We start from the raw sequence: 20,389 nt of genomic DNA on the forward strand, positions 1-20,389 counted from the left end.
GTGAAGAGGATGAACCAGGAAGGGCGGCATCCCGGGGAGATGGTTTCGGCGGCGCTAAGGGAGCTGCAGGAGGCCGTGGCCGAGGCGCATAACGCAAATCTGAGGGAGGCTCCGGCACGCCTTAAAGAAGAAGTAACCCATACTTTGGCTTTTGCGGAGAAAATGACGCCGGACCGGACGCCGGAGGAAATCGATACGGCGAAACTAGCCCTGCGCGTGGCGCTGGATCGGCTGCGGATCGATCCGGACGCGGCGACGATCGGAGAGTTGCAGGAAATGGTGCGCACCGGAAAACTGACCTATGAGCGGTTGGTTCGGATGTATTTGGCTCGGATCGATTTGTACAGCGCACGCACCGTTCGGTTGAACGCCATCGCCTGCCTGAACCCGAACGCCATCCGGTTGGCGATGGAACGCGATGCCGCCGTGCAAGCCGATCCTTCCTTGGCCGCGGGCCTGTTCGGCATCCCGGTCCTGATCAAGGACAACATCGGTACAGCGGCGGCGGACGGAATGCCGACGACGGCGGGTTCCATCGCCTTGGCCAACCATTTTCCGGCGGAGGACGCCTTCGTCGTGCGCCAGTTGAAAAAATCCGGCGCCGTCATTTTAGGAAAAACGAATTTGTCCGAGTTCGCTAATTTCATCACCTTCGGCATGAGGAACGGGTATTCGAGTTTACATGGCCAAGTGCTGAATCCTTACGGACCGGACGTGCTCGACGTTTCCGGTTCTTCCTCCGGCTCCGGGGCGGCCGCGGCTGCCGCGCTGGCTGCCGTCACCGTCGGGACGGAAACCTCCGGTTCCATCCTGTCGCCGGCGGCCCTGAACTCGCTGGTCGGCTTGAAGCCGACGGTCGGCCTCGTCAGCCGAAACGGGGTCATTCCGCTGGCGCACTCCCAGGATACGGCGGGACCGATGGGGCGAAACGTTTCGGATGTCGCGGCGCTGCTGACGGCCATGCAAGGTTATGACCCGGACGAGAGCTACCTTCCGATGGGGGCCGACAACGAAATCGAAATCACCGAATCCTATCTTGGCGAACGCCTCAAGAACTATGCGGAGGATCTTCGGGTGGATGGTTTACAAGGCAAGGTGCTGGGCGTATACCGCACGCCGGACAAAGAGGAGACGCCCGACGTCCATGAGGTCTTCCTCTGCGCCGTTCAGGCGCTGCGGGATCAGGGCGCGAAGATCGTGTATGCCGGCAATGGCGGCGACCTGGCGGATGAGTTGCCCAAGCAGCCCGACACCAAGGTGCTGTTTTACGACTTCAAGGAAGACATCGAGCAATATTTGCTGGCTCAGGCCCAACCTGCCCTGGCGGAAGACGGCGAAACGGAGATTCGCAGTTTGGCGGATATCGTGAACTATAACCGGAGATACCCCGAGCGTATCCCATACGGGCAAAGCATTCTGGAGGAATGTTTGCAGTACGACATGACGCCGGGTTCGAAAGACGCGCAAACTTCCTTGGAGCACCGCGCCGAGGATTTGAAGTATTCCCGGAAGAACGGCCTGAACGCGCTCTTCAGCAAATACGGCCTGGACGGCCTAATCGCCATGAATGGCGCCGCAACCGCCATTGCCGCCATGGCGGGGTATCCAAGCATCACGGTTCCGGCCGGTTATTGTACGGCGGAGGGAAGCCAAGGGCAGCCGATCAATCTGCAGATTACGGGGGATGCGTTTACTGAGGATTCGCTGATCCGGATGGGTTATGCCTTCGAACAGGCGACAAAGGCCCGTATCGCTCCCGAGATGACGGTACGATAATGCCTAATCCCTTGAAGGCTAAGAAAGAGGCCGGACGGCGTCCTTTGCCGGCTCTGACTTAAACCTTGGAGGGATGGGTAGGGGATTCACCCCATGCCCATCCCCTTTTTTTGGTTCTACCACGAGTCCCCTCCCCCCTCCGATTGTTGTATTTCTTACAACAATCCGCCCTGAACGCCCTGGACCCGATTAGATTGTTGTATAAAATGCAACATTTCGCCTTGTCACCCCCTACTACCGGTTTTTCGGTTCGCCATGGATCAAGCAGCGCAAGGAACCACAGCCTGCCGCACTTAATCCAACATTATGCCTAGTTCGACTCCTGCTGAAATTTATACATTCTGTATTGCGAACAAAGGACACCCGCAAGGGTGTCCTTTGTCATGCCCGTCAGGCCCCGGGGCAACTTGTAGCGCTTACCAGTTATTTCCGGAAACCCGAATGACGTCAAAGTTCGGAGATTTATCCTCGCCATAGATGGCCGTAATCCCTGGGTTATTCACTTTGACGCCCGTGAAGCTTGCGGCACCGACGGCCGGGCCTTGCCCGTCTTCGGCTTTGGCCACCAGTTTGATGCCGTACCGGGTCGGATTATTGATCGTAATGTTCTCCAGGCGAACGTTCTGCATAGGCAGGTTCTCCGGAGATTTGGATTGGAACATCAATCCGAAGTAAACCGGGTTATTGATATCGACGTTCTTCACCAGGATGTTCTTGAAATCCCGGTCGCCGCCGAAGAACCAGATCGCTCCGAAGTTCTGGTAGTCGTTGATCTTGTCGTCGGCCCCGACGCTGGTCCAGAAATCCCCGCCGGTGCGATCCAGCGTGACGCCGTCAATGACGGTATCCTGGTCGCCGAATCCCAGCGTGTTATACCCGAAGCTTAAGCTGCTGACGGTTACGCCCGGATAGGTCAGCGTATCCGCGCCGTACAGGTTCTGGAACAAGTTGTTTTGGCCGCCGTAGACGGCGAAAGCGGCCGCGCGTCTGACGTTGGTGGCGGTGAGGTTGGTGTACTTGTTGCCTACGTTGTAGGAGCCGCCCGAGTCGATTGCGCTGAACAACGCAAACGAATCGTCCCCGGTCCCGCGGGCATAGTTGTTGTCGATGATATTGTAGGAAGAACCGTTGGTCATGTTGATCCCGTCCGCGAATACGTTTTTGATCCGGTTGTTCTTGAACGTATTGTTCGAAGAGTTTACGCCCCAATACAGGCAGATGAAGTGCTCGGCCCAGACGTTCTCGATGGTGACGTTCTGCATGCCGTTCCCGTCGATGAACTTGCCGGGTCCGTCCTGCCGGTAAACGTAGTTGCCCCAAGCGGACAAGTCCTTGATGGTGGAGCCGTTCGCGGCGGAGCTGATATTAAACCCGACATCCGTGTTCGTTTGGTTTTGCGGAGCGACCAGCTTGGTGTGCCACGGGCCCGCGCCGATGATTTCGGTAGCCCGCCCGTACAGGAAGATCTTGGACGAGATCGTCCACTCCCCGGCCGGGATGAAAATCCCTTTCTTGGACGAATCCTGCCGGAATTCGTTCAGCGCCTGCTCAATGGACTTTGTGCTCGAAACCTGCACGTATTTGCTCGGATCCGGGTTCGCGGCCGGCGGAGCCACATTTTCCGCCTCGATCATGTCCACGTAGATCCACGGTACGTCTCCGGCGTCTTTTTGGATCTTGATTTTGGTCCCGGCCGGATAGACCTGATCAAGCATGAGCTGCGAGTCCTCGTAGAGCCAGTAGGCTTTGGAGCCCGAGTTGTCGTAGCCGAGCCGTCCGAGCGTGGAAGGCGTGGCGTAAACGTAGGAGAATTTGGAGGTTACGGCAAAGTTGCCTTTGTCCACGCCGTTCGCGTAAACGCTGATCGTGCCGGTGGTATTCTCGGCAACGGCATTACGCAGGACGAACGCGTTGGCCGGCGAGGTCAGCGTAAATTCCACGTATTCACCCGCCGCATCCAGGTAAACGGCCGAACGGCCGGAAGCTTCGCCGGCAAAGTCGCCCGGCGTGAAGTTCGGAGCCAGCTTCGTCCCATTGGTGCTGTTCGAAGAAGATTCGGCTTCCAGGATGGTAAACGGCATGTTCGCGCCGCGTCCGGAATACAAGCTGGACGTGCTTTCGTTGTTGGCACGCTTGACGGGCACTTCGTTTGCATCCGCCGCGACCGTCGTCGTCACCGTATAGCTGCCGTTGACCGCCGTCCAGGTCCCCATTGTAACGTTGGCCGACGCTCCGGGAGCCAAGGCCCCGTTGTAAGCGCCGCTTAACGTTTGAACGGTGGCGCCGGATGCGTTCTTCAGCACAAGCGTAACGCCGTGCGAACCGCCAGCCGTGGCGACCGTTCCTTGGTTTTTCAGATTCACGGTGAAGGTGACGGTGTTGCCCGCGCTCGGATTGCCGGGCGTCCAGGAAGCGGTTCCGATCAAGTCGGAGCTTTGGACATGCCCGATGGCAAGCTGCGTCGGATGGGTGTAACTATTGTTTGTGTTATCGGTTTCGATGACGGTATTGCTCTCGTCTGCCTTGGCGGTAACGGCATAAGAACCGGCTTCTTTAGCTCCGATGTTCACGGAGACATTGGCCGAAGCGCCTGCGGCGAGCGCGCCGACGGGAGCCGTCCCGACGAGGGTGCTGCCCAGGTAGAAGTTCACGTTCGTTTCGCCCGCTGCCACAGAGCCGGCATTCTTGACGGTGGCGTTCAGCGTTACGGCCTGGGTTTCGTTCGGCGAAGCCGGCGTCCACGAGATGCCGGTGACCGTTAAGTCCGGATTCGGCGCCGGCGTGCCGATCACCTGGAATTCGGCGGCTTGCCCGCCCGGGGCACCGGAGTTGGCCGTAAACCGCAGCTGCACGCTGCTCGCCGTTGCGCTGACGGGAATCGTCACGGTGTTTTGCGTAGCCGGGTTGAAGGTATAGGAAGCGGCCGAAACCAGGTTCGTGAAGCTCGTGGAGTTTTGATCATGCCCCAGCACCTGGATCGTTTGCGTGCGCGTGGCCCATGCGCTGGAAGGATTCAGCTTGACGACGACCGACGTAATGCTGGCATTGGAGCCAAGATCCAAGGTGAGCGTGCTCGGATGTCCGCTGCCTTCCCAATAGGTGTTCGTATCGTTATCGTTGGCATTGGCCGCCACGAAGGTAAAGGTCGAGGAGGATGCCGTGATCGTCTTGCCGACGGCGAGATTCGACTCGTTTCCGCCGCCCGAACCGGTCCGCGTGACGTTAATGCTCGGTGCCGAGGCGTTCCCGGCAGCGTCCTTGGCGATGACGTAATACGTCACGGTTGCCGTCGCGGGTTGTTGATCCGTATAGGTGAGGGTCGATCCGTTTACGCTGCCGCGAAGCTGGCCGTTCGCGTAAATTTCATATCCGGCGACGCCCACATTATCGGTTGCCGCGCTCCAGGTGAGGTTGATGGCGCCCGAGGTTGGCTGCGTGAACGCCAGGTTGGCCGGGGCCGTCGGAGGCTGGTTATCGGCGCTGCTCCCCGGTGCGAAATTGATCCAGTTGATGTTGAAATCGTAGCCGCTGGCATAAACGCGCAGCGTTTGTTGCCCTGCGCTAAGCGTCACGTTCGCGGTGACGGTTTGCCAGTTTTGCCAGCCGCCGGTATTCGGCACCGCCGTGGCGGCCAGCGTCGTCCCGCCGGATTGCAGCTGGAGCCCACCCGTGCCGGAGTTGCTGGCTACGCGATACTCCACGGTGTACGTGCCTGCGTTCTGCACGTTCACGTTATAATCCAGCCAGTCCCCGGCATGGATCCAGCCCACGTTGAGGCCGCCGCCGGTATCCGACGTCGTTTCGGTCTGGATGCCGTTCATCGCGCTGTAGCTTTCCGCTTCGATTTTGCCCGGAATGGCCGAAGGCGCGGCTTGGGAAACGCCGTAAACCTCCAGTTCGGAAATCTGCCCCGCCGGCCAGGCGGTATTGGCGGTGAAGTGGACCCGCACGTAACGTACGCTGGCGGCCGCAAAATCGATCGTTACCGTATTCGCGGCGTTCGGATCAAAGGTGTAGCTGGCCGATGCCTTCAGATTGGTGAAGCTGGTTCCGTTCGTGCTTCCCTGCACAGACAGGGTCTGCGAACGGCTCTCCCAGCCGGACGGCAGCTTCAGGACGACCTGGTCGACCTGGACCGCGCCGCCGAGATCGACCTGGACCCATTGCGGGAAGGCGTTGTTGGTGCTTTCCCAATAGGTGCCCGGATTACCGTCCGTCACGTTGGTGGCGGCATATACGTCGGCGTGCCCGGATTCCGCCGCGGGTTTGCCCGCGGCCAGATTCGGCCCCCCCGCCGCCCGGGCGGGATTCGGCCAACCCACGGATGTGAGGAACGTTCCTGTAAGCATGGTTAGGATGCAAATCCAGGCTAGAATGCGTTTGGGGCTTTTCATGAAATTCATTCTCCTTTCAGAAATAAAGTATCCTCGAGTTCCTTACATCTGGCAGAGTCGTGAACACCTGCTGCTCCCTGACGGAATTTGTGTGTTATACCAATGTAAGCGGTATCACAAAAACGCGCATTCCCCCTCTTCTTTAAATGAAATAGAATCGGATTGCATGAAGATCATAAATCAGGAATGATTTCCAAATAAAGGGGCGATTCTATCGAAATGGTGTGCAAGTCTATGTACTTCCAAAAATAAAATCACCCACAAAGCCGATATCAATCCGCTGTCTGGAACGATTGGCCCGCGCGTTCCCCGTTGGAAAGCAAATCGTGGATGAGTCGGCATACGCTCCGGGTGCTGGATAATGAGACGCCATCCTCCTTTAATACAGGTCTGTTCGTTCTTCCGTCCACGCCTCCTGCATCAACAATACGTTCGATGATCCGCGGGATATCGATATCTTGAAAAACGCGGGGTTGCCGTTCTGCCACGGCTAAGACGGCAGCCACCGCATAGGCCCCCCAATTGGATATAGAGGCGACGACGGTGATGTCGGCGGGGGTTACGCAAGAGATCTTCTCGCCGTGCGGAACCACGCGGCTCGTGGTTGAGGCCAATTTTCCCATGCCCAGCTCATTGCCTCCATCGCCGAAACCGATCGTCAATATGCGTTTCATCCGGGCGTAAGCGAAGAGGACTTCCCCTTGTGCCACCATGTGCGCGGGGATGATCCGGCCTTTAAAAGAATGGTAGTTTCCGTCTTTGCCCCGCCCCGGCATTTCGACCGCCACGACGGCCGCAGGCTCGTAGTCGCGGAACAGCCGTTCCGCTTCCGCCGCGGCTTCCTCGAGGTTCGTGGGGAAAGACTGGACCGCGGCCACCGGCGCGGAATCCTCATCTTGTTTGGAGAACATGGCGGTGCGAAGATCGGTCACGACGAGTCCGGCGGCTTGCAGAGCAGCCTCCATAATGGCCATATAGGGCTTCGCCGTGATGATTACGGGAATGGCTTGTTTCGTTTGTTCGAGCACGCGGGCCAGCACGGCGCTTCCGGCCGGTCCATCCGTTTCGCCAATCCCTTCGAACAACCAAGTCATGGACGGGAAGCCGGCGAGGAAGAACACGGGGCGTCTCGGCTTTACGCGGCGGTAGAGCGCCAGAGCTGCCGTACTGGTCAGCGGCCCCTCCTCCAGTTCTCGGGCGCTCCGGTACAGTTCGTGAACGACGCCGCGATGATGGATGTCGATGCTGACGAGACGATCGAGGCTGTCTCCATGCTTATGGAGGTTTTTTTCAAATTCGGTGTCCATGGCGAACCCCTTCCAAAAATTGTTCTAACTACCACAATATATCGCCTAAACTTTGGAAAGGTGCCTATCCCGAACAACGGATCATGCCGAAGGATTTCGTACGTACGGGAAGATCGCTTTTTGCGCGAAGCGGCCGAAATGTCATGTATAATGGATACCGTAGTTGCCGTTCTCAGGGAAAGGAGCCGGAAATCAAGTGAAGGATATTTAAATGAAATACATGAGCCGATTCACCTCCCTTACTGAAGCAGAACAGCAGGTCGTGCTTGCCGATATTGTCGTCGAAGAATACAAAAAAGGAACTCTCCTTCTTAGGCAAGGGGAAGTTCCTACGCAGTGCTTTTTTGTATTAAAAGGTTGCGTCAGGCAGTATTCTGTCGATGAAACGGGCAAAGAGACGACGTCCAATTTCTATACGGAAGAGCAGGCTATTGCGAATTTCAATCGCCATAAGCCAGACAAATCCTCCGAGTTCTCGTTAGTGTGCCTGGAGGATTGCGTATTGGTCGTGGGCGACCTTGATGCCGAGCAGGACATGTATACCCAATACGCGGAATTGGAAACGATCACGCGCGGGATGATCGAAGAACACTTCGGCGAGGTGCAGGATCAGTTCGCCGCTTTTATCGCTTCCACGCCGCCCGAAGAACGTTATAAAACCCTCTTGCGGAAACGGCCCGGCCTGGCCGATCGGGTACCCCAGCATCAATTGGCGAGTTATCTTGGCATTACCCCCGAATCGCTGAGCCGAATGAAGAAACGAATCCATAAAGCTTCCCATTAGGAGGCCGTCATCCTTTTGCGGCAGCCCGCCCTCCCCGAAACATCAACCATAAACCGAAGCCCAACTCGCCGAGCATCATGGGGAGACTAAATAGGAACTCCAAGGCAGCAATCATCCCCTCGAATTGCGGAAGAAACACATTGCATAGATGAATGACGATATAGCCGACGGAAGCGAGAAGCAATAAGACGCTGATCACTTTGGGGATGCTGCTTGAGGTGAAAGCCACGTAACCCACGATCAGGAGATGCCCGCCGAAAAGGATCAACCCCGCCGACCAGGCCAACTCGAAGGCATTCAAGAACAGCATCGTCCCGGCTTGAAGCTGCTCGTGATCCAAGGCGGATAAATAACCCGTTTGGTTTGTGAGAAGCAACACCACCATCAAAATCAGGATGGAACCTCCCAACATAGCCGCATAGGTCAGACGAAACCAGGCGCCAAGCAGGGCCAGGGGCCGATGAATGGGTTTCAGGAAAATATAGAAAGCCCAAGCGACCACGATGTCGCAAATCAGGATAATCAGCCAACCCAAGATTTCGGCTTTGAACAGCAGATTTGAAGTCTGAAGATTGTTCCATGTGGCCCCGGGGTCGTCCCCCGCCACAAGACTTTCATGGACAAATCCATTGGAGAAAAAGGCCGCCCCCCTCTGTTTAACAAAACAAACAGGGGGCAGGCTTTTCTTCACATTGCTTTACGCCAACCGCATTCTAAAGTCTTCGTATCCGAATTCGTGAATGACCTCGCAATCGTCGTCCTTATGCTGGATGACCAGGGCGGGCAGCGGCATACCGTTGAACGTCGTGTTCTTCACCATCGAGTAAATGGCCATGTCGCCGAACACCAGGCGATCGCCGGGCTTCAAAGGCTGGTCGAACGAGTAGTCGCCGATATTATCCCCGGACAGGCAGGTTGGTCCTCCAAGCCGGTACGTATAAGGCTTCTCGCCGGGTTCGCCCGAGCCAAACAGCGGCGGACGGTAAGGCATCTCAAGCACGTCCGGCATATGGCAGGAAGCCGAGGTGTCGAGAATGGCGATATCCATGCCGTTTTGCAGGGTATCGAGCACGGTCGTGATCAGGTAACCAGCGTTCAGCGCCACGGCTTCCCCCGGCTCGAGGTACACCTCCAAGCCGTATTTGTCCTGCATGCGCTTGATGCAGCTCTCCAGCAGCGGAATATCGTAATCTTCGCGCGTGATGTGATGCCCGCCGCCGAAGTTGATCCATTCCAGTTGCGGCAGCCACGGACCGAATTTCTCCTCTACCGCGTCCAGCGTCGTCGCCAAATCGTCGGAGTTCTGCTGGCAAAGCGTGTGGAAATGCAGTCCGGATACGCCCTCCAGCAGTTCGGGGCGGAAATGCTCGATCGTGACGCCGAATCTCGAGCCTACCGCGCATGGGTTATAGATGTCGTGCCCCACTTGGGTAGAGCATTCCGGATTGATGCGCAGGCCGATTTTCTTACCGGCAGCCAGCACTTTATCGCGGAATTTCTCCAATTGGGAGAACGAATTGAAAATGACATGATCGCACAGATCGATAATTTCATCCATCTGGTCTTCCCGGTAGGCCGGGGCAAAGACGTGGTTCTCCTTGCCCATTTCCTCGCGGCCGAGCCTGGCTTCGTATAATCCGCTGGACGCCGTTCCGCTCAAATACTCGCCGATCAACGGATAGGTCGTGTACATCGAGAACGCTTTTTGCGCCAAGATGATTTTCGCACCCGTCCGCTCCATGATGCCGGCCAGAATTTTCAGGTTCTTCTCCAGGAGCGCTTCGTCGACGACATAACAAGGGGTCGGCAGTTCCTCAAAGCGCATCTTAGCGAACAAGCCCCGTTTCCAGGTTTTTGGCGTCTTCCGGGTAAGCGTCGACCAGCTCCGGATCGAAGCTTTCTTTCCACGGCAGGCCCCATTGGTTCAACGCATCCATGAAAGGATCCGGATCGAACTCTTCGATATTGTACACCCCAGGCTTGTTCCATTTGCCGGTCATCAGCATCATGGCGCCGATCATGGCAGGAACGCCGGTCGTATAAGCAACGGCCTGAGAGCCCACTTCTTTGTAGCACGCTTCATGGTCGCAAACGTTGTAGACATAATACAACTTGTCTTTGCCGTCTTTCTTGCCTTTGAAAATGCAGCCGATGTTCGTTTTCCCTTTGGTACGCGGTCCGAGCGAAGAAGGATCCGGCAACACGGCTTTCAGGAATTGCAGCGGCACGATTTGCTTGCCTTCGTATTCGATCGGCTCGATCGAAGTCATGCCTACGTTTTCGAGGCATTTCAGGTGCGTCAGATAGCTTTGGCCGAACGTCATGAAGAAACGGATCCGCTTGATGCCGGGAATGTTCAGGGCCAGGGACTCGATTTCCTCATGGTGCAGCAGGTACATATCCTTTTCGCCGATTTCCGGGAAGTTGTAGACGCGTTTGATTTCCATCGGTTCGGTCTCGATCCATTCGCCGTTCTCCCAATAGCTGCCATTCGCGGAAACCTCGCGAATGTTGATCTCCGGGTTGAAGTTCGTGGCGAACGGATAGCCGTGGTCGCCCGCGTTGCAGTCCAGGATGTCGATGTATTCGATCTCGTCGAAATGGTGTTTCAGGGCATACGCGGAGAATACGCCGGTTACGCCCGGGTCGAAGCCGCTGCCGAGCAGCGCGGTGATCCCGGCTTGCTCGAAACGCTCGCGGTATTCCCATTGCCATTTGTATTCGAATTTCGCCGTATCTTCCGGCTCATAGTTGGCGGTATCCAGGTAGTTGGTTTTCGTGGCCAGGCAAGCGTCCATAATCGTCAAATCCTGATACGGCAATGCCAGGTTCATCACCACGTCCGGCTTCACTTCGTTGATCAAAGCGATCAGCTCGTCGACATTGTTGGCATCGACTTTGGCAGTCGTAATTTTCGTTTTGCCTCCGTCCAGTTTGGCCTTCAAGTCGTCGCATTTCGATTTGGTCCGGCTCGCAATGCAAATTTCTTCAAATACATCACTGTTCTGCACACATTTGTGGATCGCTACGGAGGCAACGCCGCCGCATCCGATAATAAGCGCTTTTCCCATTTTTCCATCTCCTACCTTCGTCAATTTTCGTGAAATCGGTTATTAACACGCAAAAAAAGCAAGTGAACAGACGCATGCATAGCTGCGCATCACTTGCTTTCGATATAGTCAGATATTAAGATGGCTCCGCATGGACAGACGAACTTCGTCCGATTCTCGGCACCGCCGTAACGCAAGCGCCAAGAAAGGAAGGCCTTAATATTCAAATATATCATGTTAGGATCAGAGTCTATATAGCAAATAATCGCCTTTTACCACTCTTATTGACCGTTTCACAAGTTGATGTGCATATGCACTGGTTGTAAAGTAACCAACTTATAAAATTTGAGCTTTTAACTCAATCAATAAGGCAACTTAAGTTGCCAATCGGCATTTGACCCGGCTGTCCGTATGGCCTTAACTCTCCCCAGGAAAGTGGTCAAAAATTATCTGCTTGGAAAGACCCTGTAGATATATTGAATATTATCTTTCCAAAAATCATGCTCTTTTATATTAGCAGGAACTGTTGCGGACGGCAATAGCAAATTTAAAATTAATTTTTTTAAGGATTGGCGATGCGAAAAAGGCCGTTGCTCGTTTTTTTTCCGTCTTGACGCAGATCAAAGAATCCCGTCCGTTCGGGGGATATGATCGAAGCATAGAAACGAAAGGGGAAATGCCGAATGACAACCGCAAAATGGAAGCTGGAGGAGCTGACTTGCCCAAGCTGCATTCGCAAAATCGAAGGCGTGCTTTCCAAGCAGGAGGGCGTTCGCGAAGCGAAGGTATGGTTCCATTCCAGTCAGGTGAAGGTCGTATACGACGAGGGACGGGTGAAGGCGGAGCAACTGCAACGCGTGGTCGAGCAACTGGGCTATCCGGTGTTGGATGCGAAAATATCCTGAGGCGGAGGTGGATCACATGATCATGAAACGCCAAAAGGCGGCGGCTTTGCTCGCGGCGGGGATGTTGCTGGCCGCGGCTCTGCTGTTCCATCTCTTATCCTGGCCGGCCCTGAACAACAGCGCCTTGCTGCTGGCCACGCTGATCAGCGGATATCCGATTGTGAAGAAGACGCTGCAATCGCTGCGCCTGAAGGCCTTCAGCATCGAGTTGCTGGTATCGCTGGCCACGGCGGGAGCCTTGTTCCTCGGCGAATACGTCGAGGCGGCGGCGGTTACTTTTTTGTTCCGGCTGGGGGCCTACCTGGAGGCATTGACGCTGGATAAAACGCGCGCGGCCTTGAAATCGTTGATTGCAATGGCTCCGGCGGAGGCCATCGTTGTCCGGGACGGGGTTCAAGCGACCATTTTGGCGGAGGACATCGTGCGAGGCGATCGCGTGCGGATCCCGTCCGGCGGCAAAATCGCCGTCGACGGCAGGGTCGTATCCGGCCAAGCCCTCGTTAACGAGGCGGCCATTACCGGGGAGTCCATGCCCGTCGCCAAACGGGCGCAGGACCGCGTATTGAGCGGAACGACCGTGGACACCGGGTATCTTGAGGTGATCGCGGAGCAGGTCGGCGACGACACGACCTTCGCGAAAATCATCGAACTGGTGGAGGAGGCGCAGGAGTCCAAAGCGAAGGCGCAGCAGTTTTTGGAGAAATTCGCCTCCTTTTATACGCCGGCGATCCTGCTGCTCTCCGCCTTGGTATACCTGTTCTCGAAAAATACCGAGCTGGCCTTGACCTTCCTGGTGATCGCTTGTCCGGGCGCGCTGGTTATATCCGCTCCGGTATCGATGGTCGCCGGCATCGGCAACGGCGCAAGAAGGGGCGTGCTGATCAAGGGCGGCGAATATATGGAGCGATTGGCGCGGGTGGATGCGATCGTGTTCGACAAGACCGGCACGTTAACGAAAGGGCAACCCGGCGTGGTTAACCTGCGGACGTACGGCATGGGGGAAGCGGAGCTGCTTACGCTGGCGGCCGAGACCGAGGCCGTATCCGAGCACGTGCTGGGCCGAGCCATTATCCGAGCCGCGAAGGAGCGGGATCTGAAGCTGCTTCATTCTCCTAGCGAGGTGGAGGTGGCGAAGGGACACGGGATCAAGGCGACCGTCCGGGAGAAAGCCGTCATGATCGGCAACCGGAACTGGATGGCCGGCAACGGGGTGGCGATTCCGGACGAAGCGGGCGCTTATGCGGTGGAGCAGGAGACGAAGGGGTACACCGCCGTGTTCGTTAGCGTAGGCGCAACCCTGTCCGGCGTCGTCGCCATCGCCGATCCCATCCGTCAGGAAGCGCGGGACACGATCCGGCGGCTGAAACGGCAGGGCGTCAAGCGGATTCTCATGCTCACCGGCGATAATCGGCTTGCGGCCGAACACGCCGCGGCGCAAATCGGCATCGACGACATCGTTGCCGAACTGCTTCCCGCCGATAAGGCCCGGCATATCGAGCGCCTGAAGGAGCAGGGGTACCGCGTGGCCATGATCGGCGACGGCATCAATGACGCACCGGCCATTGCCACGGCGGATTTAGGCCTGGCCATGGGCGGGACCGGCACGGACGTCGCCATCGAAACGGCGGACATCGTCATCATGGCCGACCGGCTGGACAAGCTCGTCCATGCCCGGCAACTGGCGAAGGCGACGGTCCGCAATATGAAGCAAAACATGCTGCTCGCCGTCGCCGTCGTGTTTGTTTTGCTGGCGGGGGTTCTGACGGAGCGGGTTTTTCTGGCCTCGGGCATGTTCATCCATGAATTCAGCGTGCTCCTCGTCATTCTCAATGCGGTTCGCTTGGTGCGGTACGGGAAAACAACCGGTAGCTCATGATGACTAGAGCGTGCTTGGCCTCGGTTTAATCAGCAAACCCCTCGCGGCAAGGCTTTTCAGGAGCCGAACCGGAGGGGTTTGGTATAGGAACGGCAGCGCGAATAGAACGCCGCCGGGGTACGGGGTATGTATATCGGCCAATCGTCAATTACAGCCGTCTCAGTTGCTCCAGGATCTCCTGAGGATCCGGCCGTTTCATGAAATCCGGCTCGATGTAGGCGGAACGGATGATGCCCGACTCGTCGATCATGAACGTGGACGAAATCGGCAGGATCCAACGGTTCGTAGCATTATATTCGGCCAGATCCAGATTGAACTTGTTCAAATAAATATCCTGTATATAGCCCGGCACATCATACAGAATGTTATAAGCTGCGGCGGTTAATCCGTTCGTATCGCTAAGCACTTCGAACTCAAGCTCTTCCTTCTCCCGTTGCGTTAACGTGTTGTCCGGGCTTTGCGGGCTGACGGCAATCAGGCGTCCGCCGATCGCTTCGATGTCCGGAAGCACTTTCTGGTACGACCGCAGCTGCATGTTGCAGAACGGGCACCAGCCGCCGCGGTAGAAGGTCAGTACGACCGGCCCCTTGGATAGTTCGTCGTACAGGTTGACGGACTCGCCGAGCGAATTCTTCAAGGTGAAGTCCTTCGCTTTTTGCCCCTCCTGCAAGCCGTACACCTTACCCGATTCCTGCTGCTCCCGAATCAACCGGAACATTTCATCATGGACGTCCGCCGGCGTATTTGCGATGAATTCCTGTTTCATTTGATCCAAAGTTTGCGTAAACGACATCATAAACACCTCTTTTTAGTAGGAGGCGGCGGTCCATCCCTGAAGCGGCGAACCTCCGCTCTTGTTTTTTTGGAGTGATTACTCCAATAATTCCTTGGTGTTAATATTATCCTTTTGATTTTGGATTGTCAACTCCATTTTTCGGGGGCTCGTGCACGTCAACTCTTTCCGAGGATGCAAAAACCCCCGCAAATCCGGCTTTGTCCGCCGGGCGCGGGGGTAATGAACGACACGAATCGCGGAGATCCTCCTTTGCTATCGTAATTTGCGGGTTCCGGGATTTTAGCCCGGCACGAGCTTGTGCGTAAGTCGTCCGCGCCGCCGCCGTTAAACGGCGAAGGAGCCGATATGCGCCAGCACCGCGTCCAACCCGGCCTCCAGCGCGCAGGTATCCTTGCGGACCTGCGTCAAGAGCAGGCCGCCTTGCAGGGCGGTCAACAGCGCCAACGCCAGGCGGCCCGGGTCGGCGTCAGCACGCAGTTCGCCGCGCTCCTGCATCGACCGCAGCCCTTTGCCGATGGCCAACTCCCACTGCGTGAACCCTTCGGCCAGCGCCAGGCGGGCGGCCGGCTCCATATCCGCCAGTTCGCTGGCCAGCGAACCCATCGGGCAGCCGCCCTGGCATTTCCGTTCGACTTGCAGCTGGACGATGGCATCGCGCCAAGCCTGGAGCGCCTCCACGCTGTCCAGATGGCTGAGGAGAGGCTCTTGGGCGCCCAGCACCTGTCCGGTTTGGAACAGGATGACCGACAGGACCAGATCCCGCTTCTCCTTGAAGTAATGATAGAGCTGGGAGGAGCTCACCTTGGCTTCCTTCTGCACATCCTCCACGCTCGTCCCGGCGACGCCGCGCTCGAACATCAATTGGGCCGCGGCGGCGACGATGCGTCCGCGCGTCTCTTTGCCTTTCTTCGTCAGTTTTTGCTCCGGTAAGTTTAAGTTCAATAAGTTTTCCATACGCCTAGTATAGCAAAAGTGGAGTCATCCATCCAGAAATGAAAGCCGCTTTTCTTGTGCACACTAGATTCGTTATGGATAGAGCTGGAAAGGAGAGCTGAATATGAATCTAAGACGGAGACGTTGTATCATCGGACTTTTGCTTTTGCTTCCGCTGCTTGCGCTTCCGGCGTTTTCGCCCTCGACCTACGCGGGTAGCTTAAGGGCCGCGCAGCCGCAAGGCATTCCCGCCTCGCTATTGGCTGCGCTGCGCCAAGGCGGGTACGTGCTCTACGTCCGGCACGGCGAAGCCAACGTCGGCGAGGACCGGCCTGGGCTGCGGCCGGAGGACTGCTCCGCGCAGCGAAATTTATCCGCCGTCGGCCGCGGCCAGGCGAGGCGCTTCGGCTCCGCGCAGCGGGAGCTGGGCATCCCGGTAGCGACGCCGGTGCTGGCCAGCCCGCTCTGCCGGACGCGGGAAACCGCCGCGCTCGCTTTCGGCCCCGCGCGGGTGCGGGCCGAGCCGGCGCTGCTGCGGCTGTACCGGCTAAGCGGCGGCGGGACGGCGGCGCCCGCGGAGCGGCAGGCGGCCCTGCGCGTGCTTGATTCGCTGCTGGAGCGGGTGCCGCCCGCCGGGACCAACCGGGTGATCGTCGCCCACAACTTCCCGCCGGGCGTCGGGTTGGATCCCCTCCCCGACCTGGGAACGGTGGTTGTTCGCCCGCGCGGCACCGGCCGGGGGTACGACGTCGTGGCCCGCATCCCTTTGGAAGCCTGGGATCATCGGCATGGCCGGTAAAAAAAGCTTCAGACCGCCTAACCGGGGTCTGAAGCTTTTTTAGCACTAAGCATAAAGGAGATAGAGGCAAAAAAGGGCCTTATTTTGATTTTTTAAGCTCATGCCCGGCAGATAAGGCATAATATTCCCTTATCTGCCACTTGCGTTGCATTAAATCTACAAGGTACCGGCCAGGCGTTAAAATTGTATTCGATTTTTCGAATACAATTCGTCACTAACGACAAAAATTGCGAATTGTATTCGATTTTTCATACAGATTCTCGGCTTCCGTCTTCCTGAGGCCCAATTAAGTATGAAATTTCATATACATTCTGCCGAAATCGTCGAAAACAGCGAATTCTATTCGATTTTTCATATATATTTCACGCCTGATCCTTTCGGCATCCTGGGTTGGGGAAGCAGAGCCCCGGATGTTAATGCAACGCTAATGCTAAAACGGTGAAATAAACGGGAGGATTTCCAGTTAAATCACTAAAAACACCGCAATCCCCCCAAACTAACTGGAGAAATCCCAGCTAATGAATGCATCGAGGGGAGTGCAAGACCCGGGTGCTCCAATATGTAACCCTATTCCGCCGAAGCGGTCCTTTCGAGCTTACTGCGCTTTGGCTTCGGTCATTTTCCCCATGATTTCCGCGCGTTTGGCTTCCCGCTCCTGTTTCGACAGCTTCGGACAGCCGTAGCAATAGCCGTACCCGGTATCCGTCCGGTAAGCGAGGCAGCAGGTCGGCTTCATCGGCGTTTTCTCGCCGGGCCGGTAAGGGTCGTCGAGCATAACCTCCTTGATGTTAAACGGGCTGCGCTTCAATCCGAACCAATCGGCCGGCAGCTCCTTAGCCAGGTACTCATAATCTTCCAGCAGCCGGGTACGCTGCTCCTCATCCTCCAGCCGTCCGGCAATGGCGCGGACGTAATACTGGACGCCCAGCGGCAGCTGGCCCCACAGCTGCGTGACCGGAAGCCCGGCGACCGCGGCGATGTTCTCCATCACCGGACGCAGCACGTCGCGGTAAAATCCGCCCAGCTCGCTTTCCCTCCACATCGACCGTTCCCCTGCCGGCCATGGGATTTCCGTCCCATCGTTCAGCACAAAAAAGACCCACGGGTAGTTATTGACCATGACGATCTGAATCATGAGGTTTTCAAGCGAAAAACGGAGCTTTCCGGGCGTCAGCGACAGCATGTACTGCAGCGCCGTGCAAACCACTCGCCAGCTGGTGGCGAAGTAAGTGGCCGACACCTGGATATCAAGCCCTTTGATCCGCTCCTGATATATTTCCAGAAAAGACGCAAGCTGTTCACGATCCAGCAGCGAACCTGCCGGCAGCGCGAACAGCGCATCCGTCCGTTTCTTCGTAACGATTCCCAATTGCTGCTCCAGCAGCTGATAATCGATGTCCATGGCATTTTCCCCCTGCCGGTTCCCCGAAGGTCAACGACTACAGAATCGAAACGATTTTCTGCTCTCCCGGCCCGTCGGTTTTGCCCTTCCGGACCTTCCCTTCCGCAGCGGCCCGATACAGCTCGTAAGGAAGGCACAGCGGCACGCCGCTGCGCGGATCGGTCACGATGTCGGCCTCAATGCCAAACACGTCGCGAAGCACGGGAGAAGTCACGACCTCCTCGGGAGTACCCGAGGCGACTGCCTGACCCTGCTTGATCGCGATCATGTAATGGGCATAACGCGCCGCATGGTTCAAATCATGGACCACCATGACGATCGTCCGGTTCGAGGTGGCGTTCAGTTCCTCCAACAGCTGCAGCACTTCCAACTGATGCGCCATGTCAAGAAAGGTCGTCGGTTCGTCCAGGAACAGGATATCCGTTTCCTGCGCCAGCGCCATGGCAATCCAGGCCCGTTGGCGTTGGCCGCCGGACAGCTGCTCCAGCGCCCGATCGCTGAACTCGCCCATGCCCGTCGCTTCGATCGCCCACTCTACGACGCTGCGGTCCTCGCCTTTGAGGCCGCCAAATCCTTTTTGATGCGGGAACCGTCCGTAGGATACCAGCTCATACACCGTCAGCCCTTCCGGCGCGGTCGGATTTTGCGGAAGAATGGCCAGCTGTTTGGCCACTTCCCGGGTCGATTGCTTATGGATCGATTTGCCGTTCAGCAGCACGCTGCCGGACTTCGGTTGAAGAATGCGGGCCATCGTTTTCAGCACCGTCGATTTCCCGGAGCCGTTTGCCCCCACCAAAGCCGTAATTTTCCCCTCAGGGATGGAAATATTCAAGTCTTCGACAATCAGACGATCCTCGTAGGCAATGTCCAAATGGGAAGTTTTCAAGGAGACCATGGCACTCTTCCTTTCCGTGTGCATCTGTAAAACAAAAATTTATAAACTTAAGATATCCGTATTCGGCTTCATCATTACTTCATAGGAACTTCATCTTACTTTTTAAAGATACTGATAATCATTATCACTTGTCAACTGTTAATTTAATTTTTCAGCTTTTGACCGGACCCCTGGCATGAAGCTGCTTTTTCCGAACACGCCGCGGGGCGGCGGGCCACAAAAAAAGACGCCCGCAGGCGTCTTGCTGGTCTTCCGTATGTTGCACGCCGATTCGATCGGCTTACTGGCCCGAAACCGGTACGGCATCATAATATTCCTCGAGCGTAATGCCGCGTTCGCCGATTTCGGCGGAAATCTCCTTGCCGACGTAACGCAGATGCCAAGGTTCGTATTTATAGCCGGTAATGTCTTCTTTGCCTTCGGGATAACGAATAATAAAACCGTACTCCGTTGCGTGTTCCGCCAGCCAATCCGCTTCTTTCGTATCGCCGAAGCAGCTCTCCGCCGCGCATTTGCCGTCGCTGCCCGACACGTCGATCGCCAGCCCCGTCTCATGCTCGCTGTGTCCGGGAACCGCGCTGTAGGTTTTGGCCACTTCCTCACCATCCTTCTCCACGTACCGGTTAAACAGCGAAGTCTGCGTGCTGTGCGAACGGTAGGCGGAAACGCCGGCCAGATAAATCCCGTCCTTCTCGGCGCCGGCAAACAGCTCTTCAAGGGCTTTGGACGCTTCTTTGCGCATCATGCGTTTTTCGATTTTCTCCTTGAACGTAAAGCGGACGTCCGGATACACCAGATCCTTCGGCTCGTAATCTTCCGGCAAAGCAAACTGCTTGTTGATCAACACCGCAACGCTCTCGGGATCGGCTGCCGCTGCCTTATCCCCACCGGTGCCGTTATTCGAACCGGTGTTGTCCGGGGCTTGATCCGGCTGGCTTGCGCCTGCGTCATTCCCGCCTTTCGAGGCGTTACCTTCGTCGGCAGCGCCTGGTTCGTTCGCATTCCCCGCGTCGTTTCCGGCATTTGTCCCGGAACCGCCATGATTCCCCTGAGCTGCGTTCGACGCATCCTGGACCGGCGTTTGCGGCTCGTCCGCCGTTTTATCTCCGCAGCCTGCGAACAGCGCAGCCGCCATCATCAATACGGCCGCCGCGGTAAGCATGCCTTTCTTACTGTGCATTCCGGTTCCTCCCCATTGAGGTTGATCCCCGCTCCGGGCCAACCTGTTCCATGATGTTATTGCCATACCCTTATAACGCACGAACCCCGCGATAAGTTACTAGGAAAATAGCGGGAGCGGGCGAGGGCCCCGGCCTTTTGCGCGCCTTGGAACAAGACGCGCAAGGCCCAAGGCTCCCGCCCGCCCCGCCATGGCGCCGCGCCGCGCCGGGCTACCGCCCCCGGCGCCCGCGCCCGCCTCCGCCGCGCTCATCGCGTCCGCGGCGGCCCGGCCCTTGCGCGCGCGAGGCGCC

15 protein-coding genes are annotated in these 20,389 nt (G+C 57.0%); 5 read left to right on the forward strand and 10 right to left on the reverse strand.

The annotated features are described in order from the left end of the window. Positions 1-9: 9 nt before the first annotated feature. Positions 10-1,776: an amidase family protein gene (locus ACQ4N8_RS07055; protein ID WP_430703622.1), complete on the forward strand. Its 1,767-nt coding sequence runs from the start codon at positions 10-12 to the stop codon at positions 1,774-1,776. 416 nt (positions 1,777-2,192) lie between these two features. Here ACQ4N8_RS07055 and ACQ4N8_RS07060 read toward each other — a convergent pair whose 3' ends face one another. Further along, on the reverse strand, positions 2,193-6,179 hold the full coding sequence (locus tag ACQ4N8_RS07060; RefSeq protein ID WP_430703623.1) for a carbohydrate-binding protein: 3,987 nt from the start codon (positions 6,177-6,179) through the stop codon (positions 2,193-2,195). Between the two features lie 263 nt (positions 6,180-6,442). Further along, positions 6,443-7,477: a glutamate cyclase domain-containing protein gene (locus tag ACQ4N8_RS07065; protein WP_430703624.1), complete on the reverse strand. Its 1,035-nt coding sequence runs from the start codon at positions 7,475-7,477 to the stop codon at positions 6,443-6,445. A gap of 211 nt (positions 7,478-7,688) precedes the next feature. On the opposite strand from ACQ4N8_RS07065, the gene ACQ4N8_RS07070 reads away from it, so the two are divergent. Then, the gene (locus ACQ4N8_RS07070) at positions 7,689-8,261 is read left to right on the forward strand and encodes a Crp/Fnr family transcriptional regulator (protein ID WP_430703625.1); all 573 of its coding nucleotides are present in this window, start codon (positions 7,689-7,691) and stop codon (positions 8,259-8,261) included. Positions 8,262-8,268: 7 nt separating this feature from the next. Here the strand turns inward: ACQ4N8_RS07070 and ACQ4N8_RS07075 are convergent, their stop codons facing one another. From ACQ4N8_RS07075 to ACQ4N8_RS07085, 3 genes are read right to left on the reverse strand one after another with little or no spacing between them, the layout of a single operon-like run. Further along, positions 8,269-8,952, reverse strand: coding sequence for a DUF4386 domain-containing protein (locus ACQ4N8_RS07075; RefSeq protein ID WP_430703626.1), 684 nt, complete (start codon positions 8,950-8,952; stop codon positions 8,269-8,271). Between the two features lie 6 nt (positions 8,953-8,958). After that, positions 8,959-10,086, reverse strand: coding sequence for a carboxynorspermidine decarboxylase (nspC, locus tag ACQ4N8_RS07080; RefSeq protein WP_430703627.1), 1,128 nt, complete (start codon positions 10,084-10,086; stop codon positions 8,959-8,961). A 1-nt stretch (position 10,087) separates the two neighbouring features. Then, a complete protein-coding gene (locus tag ACQ4N8_RS07085; RefSeq protein ID WP_430703628.1) occupies positions 10,088-11,332 on the reverse strand; it encodes a saccharopine dehydrogenase family protein in 1,245 nt (414 codons plus the stop codon). 662 nt (positions 11,333-11,994) lie between these two features. On the opposite strand from ACQ4N8_RS07085, the gene ACQ4N8_RS07090 reads away from it, so the two are divergent. Together ACQ4N8_RS07090 and ACQ4N8_RS07095 are read left to right on the forward strand one after the other, a co-directional pair. Continuing rightward, positions 11,995-12,216 carry a heavy-metal-associated domain-containing protein gene (locus tag ACQ4N8_RS07090; RefSeq protein WP_430703629.1) on the forward strand — a complete coding sequence of 74 codons (222 nt, stop codon included), beginning with the start codon at positions 11,995-11,997 and terminating at the stop codon, positions 12,214-12,216. Positions 12,217-12,232: 16 nt separating this feature from the next. Beyond that, positions 12,233-14,092 carry a heavy metal translocating P-type ATPase gene (locus ACQ4N8_RS07095; RefSeq protein WP_430703630.1) on the forward strand — a complete coding sequence of 620 codons (1,860 nt, stop codon included), beginning with the start codon at positions 12,233-12,235 and terminating at the stop codon, positions 14,090-14,092. Between the two features lie 148 nt (positions 14,093-14,240). On the opposite strand, the gene ACQ4N8_RS07100 is transcribed toward ACQ4N8_RS07095, so the two are convergent. Beyond that, positions 14,241-14,885 carry a peroxiredoxin-like family protein gene (locus ACQ4N8_RS07100; RefSeq protein WP_430703631.1) on the reverse strand — a complete coding sequence of 215 codons (645 nt, stop codon included), beginning with the start codon at positions 14,883-14,885 and terminating at the stop codon, positions 14,241-14,243. Between the two features lie 327 nt (positions 14,886-15,212). Continuing rightward, positions 15,213-15,830 (reverse strand): TetR/AcrR family transcriptional regulator, encoded by a 618-nt coding sequence (locus ACQ4N8_RS07105; RefSeq protein ID WP_430703632.1) that lies wholly within the window; start codon positions 15,828-15,830, stop codon positions 15,213-15,215. A gap of 115 nt (positions 15,831-15,945) precedes the next feature. Between ACQ4N8_RS07105 and ACQ4N8_RS07110 the strand changes: the two genes are divergently transcribed. After that, positions 15,946-16,620 carry a histidine phosphatase family protein gene (locus ACQ4N8_RS07110; protein ID WP_430703633.1) on the forward strand — a complete coding sequence of 225 codons (675 nt, stop codon included), beginning with the start codon at positions 15,946-15,948 and terminating at the stop codon, positions 16,618-16,620. Between the two features lie 595 nt (positions 16,621-17,215). On the opposite strand, the gene ACQ4N8_RS07115 is transcribed toward ACQ4N8_RS07110, so the two are convergent. The 3 genes from ACQ4N8_RS07115 to ACQ4N8_RS07125 form a co-directional block, all read right to left on the reverse strand. Beyond that, positions 17,216-18,022: a hypothetical protein gene (locus tag ACQ4N8_RS07115; RefSeq protein ID WP_430703634.1), complete on the reverse strand. Its 807-nt coding sequence runs from the start codon at positions 18,020-18,022 to the stop codon at positions 17,216-17,218. 37 nt (positions 18,023-18,059) lie between these two features. Next, complete coding sequence (locus ACQ4N8_RS07120) at positions 18,060-18,917, reverse strand: ABC transporter ATP-binding protein (protein WP_430703635.1); 858 nt, start codon at positions 18,915-18,917, stop codon at positions 18,060-18,062. Between the two features lie 280 nt (positions 18,918-19,197). Further along, positions 19,198-20,097, reverse strand: coding sequence for a M15 family metallopeptidase (locus ACQ4N8_RS07125; RefSeq protein WP_430703636.1), 900 nt, complete (start codon positions 20,095-20,097; stop codon positions 19,198-19,200). Positions 20,098-20,389 lie beyond the last annotated feature (292 nt).

The sequence above is a fragment of the Paenibacillus macerans genome (assembly GCF_050565405.1).
Classification (GTDB): Bacteria; Bacillota; Bacilli; order Paenibacillales; family Paenibacillaceae; genus Fontibacillus; species Fontibacillus macerans_B.

Excerpts from the sequence above, each read along its gene's own strand:
- ACQ4N8_RS07085 (WP_430703628.1), bottom strand. The coding sequence starts at position 11,332 with ATGGGAAAAGCGCTTATTATCGGATGCGGCGGCGTTGCCTCCGTAGCG.
- ACQ4N8_RS07115 (WP_430703634.1), bottom strand. The coding sequence starts at position 18,022 with ATGGACATCGATTATCAGCTGCTGGAGCAGCAATTGGGAATCGTTACG.
- ACQ4N8_RS07070 (WP_430703625.1), top strand. The coding sequence starts at position 7,689 with ATGAAATACATGAGCCGATTCACCTCCCTTACTGAAGCAGAACAGCAG.
- ACQ4N8_RS07065 (WP_430703624.1), bottom strand. The coding sequence starts at position 7,477 with ATGGACACCGAATTTGAAAAAAACCTCCATAAGCATGGAGACAGCCTC.
- ACQ4N8_RS07060 (WP_430703623.1), bottom strand. The coding sequence starts at position 6,179 with ATGAATTTCATGAAAAGCCCCAAACGCATTCTAGCCTGGATTTGCATC.
- ACQ4N8_RS07055 (WP_430703622.1), top strand. The coding sequence starts at position 10 with ATGAACCAGGAAGGGCGGCATCCCGGGGAGATGGTTTCGGCGGCGCTA.
- ACQ4N8_RS07090 (WP_430703629.1), top strand. The coding sequence starts at position 11,995 with ATGACAACCGCAAAATGGAAGCTGGAGGAGCTGACTTGCCCAAGCTGC.
- ACQ4N8_RS07095 (WP_430703630.1), top strand. The coding sequence starts at position 12,233 with ATGATCATGAAACGCCAAAAGGCGGCGGCTTTGCTCGCGGCGGGGATG.
- ACQ4N8_RS07110 (WP_430703633.1), top strand. The coding sequence starts at position 15,946 with ATGAATCTAAGACGGAGACGTTGTATCATCGGACTTTTGCTTTTGCTT.
- ACQ4N8_RS07120 (WP_430703635.1), bottom strand. The coding sequence starts at position 18,917 with ATGGTCTCCTTGAAAACTTCCCATTTGGACATTGCCTACGAGGATCGT.
- nspC (WP_430703627.1), bottom strand. The coding sequence starts at position 10,086 with ATGCGCTTTGAGGAACTGCCGACCCCTTGTTATGTCGTCGACGAAGCG.
- ACQ4N8_RS07100 (WP_430703631.1), bottom strand. The coding sequence starts at position 14,885 with ATGTCGTTTACGCAAACTTTGGATCAAATGAAACAGGAATTCATCGCA.
- ACQ4N8_RS07125 (WP_430703636.1), bottom strand. The coding sequence starts at position 20,097 with ATGCACAGTAAGAAAGGCATGCTTACCGCGGCGGCCGTATTGATGATG.